7 protein-coding genes and 1 pseudogene are annotated in these 5645 nt (G+C 47.9%); 7 read left to right on the top strand and 1 reads right to left on the bottom strand.

All coding sequences use genetic code 11. The features are described from left to right. The coding region (locus ACTTJF_RS09745; RefSeq protein ID WP_442551794.1) for an O-acetylhomoserine aminocarboxypropyltransferase/cysteine synthase family protein at positions 1 to 1271 on the bottom strand (1271 nt) is incomplete at its 3' end. Between the two features lie 79 nt (positions 1272 to 1350). Here ACTTJF_RS09745 and ACTTJF_RS09740 point away from each other — a divergent pair. The 7 genes and pseudogenes from ACTTJF_RS09740 to ACTTJF_RS09710 form a co-directional block, all read left to right on the top strand. Next, positions 1351 to 1683 carry a hypothetical protein gene (locus ACTTJF_RS09740; RefSeq protein WP_314350103.1) on the top strand — a complete coding sequence of 111 codons (333 nt, stop codon included), beginning with the start codon at positions 1351 to 1353 and terminating at the stop codon, positions 1681 to 1683. Further along, positions 1680 to 2303 (top strand): HAD family hydrolase, encoded by a 624-nt coding sequence (locus ACTTJF_RS09735; RefSeq protein WP_442551793.1) that lies wholly within the window; start codon positions 1680 to 1682, stop codon positions 2301 to 2303. Before ACTTJF_RS09740 ends, ACTTJF_RS09735 begins: the two co-directional genes overlap by 4 nt. 90 nt (positions 2304 to 2393) lie before the next feature. After that, the gene (locus ACTTJF_RS09730) at positions 2394 to 2651 is read left to right on the top strand and encodes a DUF2018 family protein (protein ID WP_004321218.1); all 258 of its coding nucleotides are present in this window, start codon (positions 2394 to 2396) and stop codon (positions 2649 to 2651) included. Next, complete coding sequence (locus ACTTJF_RS09725) at positions 2644 to 3099, top strand: hypothetical protein (protein ID WP_442551792.1); 456 nt, start codon at positions 2644 to 2646, stop codon at positions 3097 to 3099. Before ACTTJF_RS09730 ends, ACTTJF_RS09725 begins: the two co-directional genes overlap by 8 nt. Before the next feature lie 23 nt (positions 3100 to 3122). Further along, complete coding sequence (locus ACTTJF_RS09720) at positions 3123 to 4016, top strand: polyprenyl synthetase family protein (RefSeq protein ID WP_442551791.1); 894 nt, start codon at positions 3123 to 3125, stop codon at positions 4014 to 4016. Further along, a complete protein-coding gene (gene hemA / locus ACTTJF_RS09715) occupies positions 4016 to 5308 on the top strand; it encodes a glutamyl-tRNA reductase (RefSeq protein WP_442551790.1) in 1293 nt (430 codons plus the stop codon). The genes ACTTJF_RS09720 and hemA overlap by 1 nt, the downstream gene beginning before the upstream one ends. Then, a pseudogene (locus ACTTJF_RS09710) lies at positions 5305 to 5645 on the top strand (proline--tRNA ligase); the annotation flags it as partial. The gene hemA and the pseudogene ACTTJF_RS09710, both read left to right, overlap by 4 nt.

The following is a 5645-nucleotide window of genomic DNA, read 5'->3' as shown; positions in this document are numbered from 1 at the left end:
TACTCCAAAGCCTGCGCGAGATCGGCGATGAGGTCGTCTGCGTTTTCTAGGCCGACGCTGATTCTGATTAGCTCCTTTGTTATGCCGGCTTTCGTTAGCTCCTCGGCGGAGAGCTGCTGATGCGTAGTGGAGGCCGGGTGCGTGATGAGCGACTTTGAGTCGCCGATATTTACGACGATTTTAAAGAGCTTTACCTTTCCGAGCATCTTTACGGCGCGCTCATAGCTATCGGTTTCAAAGCACATTAGCCCGCTAGCCATGCCGTCTTTGAAGTATTTTTGCGCCTTTTCGTGCTCCGAGTCGCTTTTTAGCATCGGATAGGTTACGCGTTTTACGTATTTGTGCGAGTTTAAAAACTCGGCGATTTTGCGCGCATTTTGCGAGTGTCTCTCGATACGAACGCTTAACGTCTCAAGCCCCTGGATGAGCTGCCATGAGTTAAAAGGCGAGATCGTAGCGCCTATATCGCGCACCAAAGCCACCCTCATGCGTAGCGTGTAGATGTCGAATTTGTCCGCCATCTGAGCGTAAACTAGCCCGTGATAGCTCTCGTCAGGCTCGTTAAAGTGCGCGTATCTGGCGTTGCCGACTAGTTTGGCGTTTAAATTTTTGCTAGCTACGACCGCGCCCGCTAGGCTTAGGCCCTGGCCGCAGATATATTTGCTTGCGCTATGCACGACGACGTCGATGCCGTGATTTAGCGGCTGGAAAATGATCGGCGTAGGCACGGTGTTATCGGCGATCGTTACGACGCCGTGCTTGTCCGCGATCTCGACGATCTTTTTAAAATTCGGGATTGCGATTTGCGGGTTTGATAGCGTCTCGAAAAATATCGCGCGCGTTTTGTCGTCTATCAAATTTTCAAGATCGTCCGCGCTGTCGCTGTCAAACACCCGCGCCTCGATACCGAAACGCTTAAGCGTATGCATGAAAAGAACCATCGTGCCGCCGTAAATTTTCTTTGCCACGACGATGTTGTCGCCGACTGCGGCTAAATTTGCGATCGAGTAGAAAATCGCCGCCTGACCGCTGGCCGTCACGATAGAGGCCGAACCCTCCTCGAGCGCTGCTATACGGCTCTCTAGCACGTCCGTCGTCGGGTTGCCGAGCCTCGTGTAGATGTGGCCCGGGGCCTCTAGCTGAAATCTCGCCGCGGCCATCTCGGCGCTGCCGAAATCATAAGCCGTAGTCTGGTAAATAGGCACCGCCATGGCGCCCGGGCCAGCCTTGGTGTCGTAGCCGTAGTGCGTGGCGATCGTCTCTTTTTGCATTTTTTCTCCTTGTAAAATTTGCGCGCATTATAACCGCTAAAAGTTTAAATTGGTATAATTGGGCTTTTGAAAGGAAAAAATGGCTGAACAAAACGACAAATTTAAGCGCGTAAAATACCTGCGCGGCTTGGAAAAATTCGCAAAAGCGGCGATTAGCGCGCTAAAAAGAGAGGATTTTAACGAGGACGAATTTCGCGCTAGGGTGGGCAAAAACGCCGAAATTTTACGCAAGATCGAGCCGGTTTTTTTAGATAACGCCTACTCGAAATCTCTTGAAAATTTCGTAAATTTGGTCGTAAAGGGCGGCGAGAGAGCTGAGCTAATAACCTGTGCCAACGCGCTAGAAAAGCTAAAAAATCAAAAAACGTATAAAAAAGAAAAACATAGAAAAAAATATAAGGACGAAGAGTGAAATGCGTGATATTTGACATGGACGGCACGCTCATAGATAGCGCAAAAGCTATCTGCGAGACGGTAAACGAGGTGCGGCGCGAGCTGGGGCTTCGTGGCGATCTGGCGGCGGAGTTTATCGTAAAGGCCATAAACGAGCCGGGGCGAAATTTGGGGCTTGATTTTTACGGTATCGATAAGCCTGATATGAAGCTGCGGGATAACTTTGAAGCTAAATTTAAGAAAAACTACCGCAAATACGCCGCGGCATACGAGGGCGTCGAAGGACTGTTAGCCGGACTAAAAGAGGCGGGGCATTTCGTCGCTCTAGCTAGCAATGCGCCGCGATATACTTTGGATGAAATTTTACAAAGAAGCGGGATATTTAAATTTTTTGATCTCATCGTCGGAGCGGATGAAAACATACCTCAAAAACCAGATCCAGCGATGTTAAATTTGATATTAAAATCAGGCGAATTTGATAAAGCGATATTTGTCGGAGATAGTAAAAAAGATGAGCTTGCTGCACGCAATGCGGATATGAGATATCTAAACGTTTGTTGGGGCTTTGGTAGCAAAAGTCCGAGCTGCGACAATGTCTTTACGGTGGCTGAAGCAGCCCTATACATCGAGAAGTTATAAAAATTTAGCGTATTATAGTACGTATAATTTTAGGTAAAATTTTACAAAAAATAATATGTATTTTAAGAGTTGCGAAAGGTTTTAAAATTTATGGATTATGATATATTTTCTCAAAGTCCGAGAGAAAAATTCTTTGAAATTTTATTTAACGCGAACAAAAATTTAGTCGAAAACGAGCTTGAAAAAACCTTTGAAAAATTTATCGCGATGAGCGAATTTTGCGAAAAAAACGGATTTGACGAAACGGCGCAAAATTCGTTTATTTCTCAAAATCAAACCCTGATAAATGAGCGGCTAAACGACATTTATATCGGGCTTAGTGGGGATATTTTAAGTCAAAATGAGTAAAATAGCCGTTATATTTTCATTGTTTTTATCGCTGGTTTTTGGCGCGGTAAATTTCGAGGAAGAGCACCTTTTTGAGCTCAAAAAAGACGAGTGGGCGCGGGTTTTCGTAACCAAAAAGGGCACTGACGAGCGCGAGAGCTTTGATTTTCGTTGGACGCTTTTTGATAACACGAATATCATCGTGCATTCGCGCTACCGAAACTATCCTCGCCAGCTTGTCATGTCGCTAAGACGCGGCCTTGAGACCTATAAGCAGACTTTGATACCTGATCTCAAGTTTCCGCCTAGCGACCGCGTCGCGCTTTATCTCGTTTTTGAGGATTTTAAGCAAGGCGTCGCGAAATTTCGCGTGCTGATAAACGACGACGAACAGCGCGTAGACGTGGAGTTTTTGGACCCGCCAAGAAAGCAGAGCGGTGCTCAAAATAGCGCGCAAAACGCCAGATAAAAGCAAAATTTAAGTGAGCATAAATGGAAAAAATTGATCTGATAATGAAAAATTTTATCGCAGAGCTTGGCTATGAGCCTGCAAATGCGATGTTTGTTCGGATAAATTCGGGCAAAAAGCTGCGCTCTAAGCTGCTTTTAAAAATAGCGGGCGAAAGCGAGCAGAGTCTCAAAATTTGCGCGATTATCGAGCTTATTCACCTAGCTAGCTTACTTCACGACGACGTGATAGACGATGCCGACACTAGGCGCGGAAGCCCGAGTATAAACGCGAGCTTCGGCACCAAAAACGCCGTGATGCTGGGCGATATCCTCTATTCGAAGGGCTTTTACGAGCTGTCGAAATTCCCGCACGAGATCGCGGGCGAGATATCGGGAGCGGTCAGCAAGCTAAGCGTGGGCGAGATGATGGACGTGGATCTCTCGGCTAAATTTAACGAAGATAAATCCGCGTACGAAACGATGATCTACTACAAAACCGCCGTTTTGATCGAGGCCGCCGCCGCGGTTGGAGCGATGCTGGCAGGACTTGACGCGCGTAATTTTAAAATTTACGGTAAAAATTTAGGCCTAGCTTTTCAGATAATCGACGACATCCTAGACGTCACGCAAGACGCCGCAACGCTTGGAAAGCCCAATTTTAGCGACTTTAAAGAGGGCAAAACGACGCTGCCTTACATTTATCTTTACGAAAGCTTAAACGAAGCGGACAAAGAGAAGCTAAAAAGCCTGTTTAAAAAAGATCTGAGCGAGGCCGAGCGAGGCTGGGTGAGGGCGAAGATGAACGAAACGGGCGCGATAAAAAAAAGCATAGAAGCGGCGAAAAATTTAGGCGAGCAGGCGATAAAATCGGTAGAAAAATTTAACGTAGACGGCCTAGAAAGTATCGTAAAATCAATGATAGATAGGGAATTTTAATGCATTACGCAAGCGTGAGCTTTACGCACAAAAATACCGATATCTCCGTGCGCGAAAAGCTCTCTTTTTCTAACATCGAGCGCAAAAACGAAATTTTACGCCTCATTAGCTCCAGCCAAAACATCAACGAGTGCATGGTGCTAAGCACCTGCAACCGCGTCGAGATCATCGCTAGCGTAAAGACGGTCGAAGGCGCTAGCAAGCACATCATCGCCTGCATGTCGCTCATCTGCGGTATCCCTTTTGAGGAGCTGCAAAGCAGAGCCGACATCTACGAGGATAACGGCGCCGTGCATCATCTCTTTGCCGTGGCTAGCTCGCTAGATAGCCTTGTTATCGGCGAAACGCAGATCGCGGGGCAGCTAAAAGAGGCGTATAAATTTGCCCGCGCTAACGGCAAATGCGGCGCGAAGCTCGGACGGGCGATGGAGTTTGCCTTTAAGTGCGCGGCGGAGGTGCGAAACAAAACCGAAATCTCCAAAAATCCGATCTCTGTCTCAAGCGTCGCGGTGGCAAAGGCAAAAGAAATTTTCGGTACGCTAAACGGCATGGTCGCCGTGATAGTGGGTGCTGGCGAGATGGCGGAGCTAGCCGCAAAGCACCTAATTGCAAGCGGCGCGCGAACGATAATCATCAGCCGAAACAAAGAGCGCGCTAAAAATTTAGCTCTGACGCTGGGGGACAATAACGAATACGACTCGCTTTCAAACGTAGCGCAGTACATAAATAAATATCAAATAATATTTTCCGCGACCGCCGCGCCGCATCCCGTCTTGATCGACGCGATGGTCGAGTCTAAGGAGTTTAAGCGTTACTTTTTTGATATAGCCGTACCGCGCGATATCGCGATCACGGAGAGCGAAAATATCAAAATTTACGCCGTGGACGACTTGCAAGAGATCGTAAATAAAAACCTAGCCCTGCGCGAAGAGCAAGCGCAGATCGCATACGGCATCGTCGGGCGAAATACGGCGGCGTTTTTCCAAATGCTGCGCGAGCTAGCCGTCACGCCGCTAATCAAAGGCATCAGGGAACAGGCTAAAGAGTGCGCCCAGAGAGAGCTAGCAAAAGCCCTAAAAAAGGGCTATCTAAAACATAGCGACAAAGAGGAGGCGTACCGCCTCATACATCAGGTTTTTAGGGCATTTTTGCACGCGCCGACGATAAATCTAAAAAGCCTCGCGGGCGCTGCGGGAAGCGAAGCGCAGCTAAGAGCCGTCGGGGAAATCTTTAACATCGCGGAGCAAACGCCGCAAGAAGAAAATAATGAATTTGAATGGGAGAACGAATGAAATTTAGCAAACTTTACGCGCCGACGGCAAAAGAAGCGCCAAAAGACGCGAGTCTGGCAAGTCATAAATTTTTGCTCCGAGCGGGCTACGCCGAGCAGGTAGGCAGCGGACTTTACAACTTTTTGCCGCTTGGCAAACGAGTGCTTGAAAATATAAAAAATATCGTCAAAGAGGAGCTTGACGAAGCGGGCGCGCAGGAGATCTCGATGAGTTTCGTTACGTCTGCGGATCTTTGGCGCGAGAGCGGACGCTTTGACGTCTACGGCAAGGAGCTTTTGCGCTTTAAGGACCGCAAAGAAAACGACTTCGTTTTAAGTCCGACAAACGAAGAGAGCGT

Source organism: Campylobacter sp., assembly GCF_052170435.1.
Classification (GTDB): Bacteria; Campylobacterota; Campylobacteria; order Campylobacterales; family Campylobacteraceae; genus Campylobacter_A.
This window is presented reverse-complemented; position numbering and strand designations above follow the sequence as displayed.

Bases quoted from the DNA above. Each gene is read 5' to 3' on its own strand.
- ACTTJF_RS09720 (WP_442551791.1), top strand. From the start codon at position 3,123: ATGGAAAAAATTGATCTGATAATGAAAAATTTTATCGCAGAGCTTGGC.
- ACTTJF_RS09740 (WP_314350103.1), top strand. From the start codon at position 1,351: ATGGCTGAACAAAACGACAAATTTAAGCGCGTAAAATACCTGCGCGGC.
- ACTTJF_RS09725 (WP_442551792.1), top strand. From the start codon at position 2,644: ATGAGTAAAATAGCCGTTATATTTTCATTGTTTTTATCGCTGGTTTTT.
- hemA (WP_442551790.1), top strand. From the start codon at position 4,016: ATGCATTACGCAAGCGTGAGCTTTACGCACAAAAATACCGATATCTCC.
- ACTTJF_RS09730 (WP_004321218.1), top strand. From the start codon at position 2,394: ATGGATTATGATATATTTTCTCAAAGTCCGAGAGAAAAATTCTTTGAA.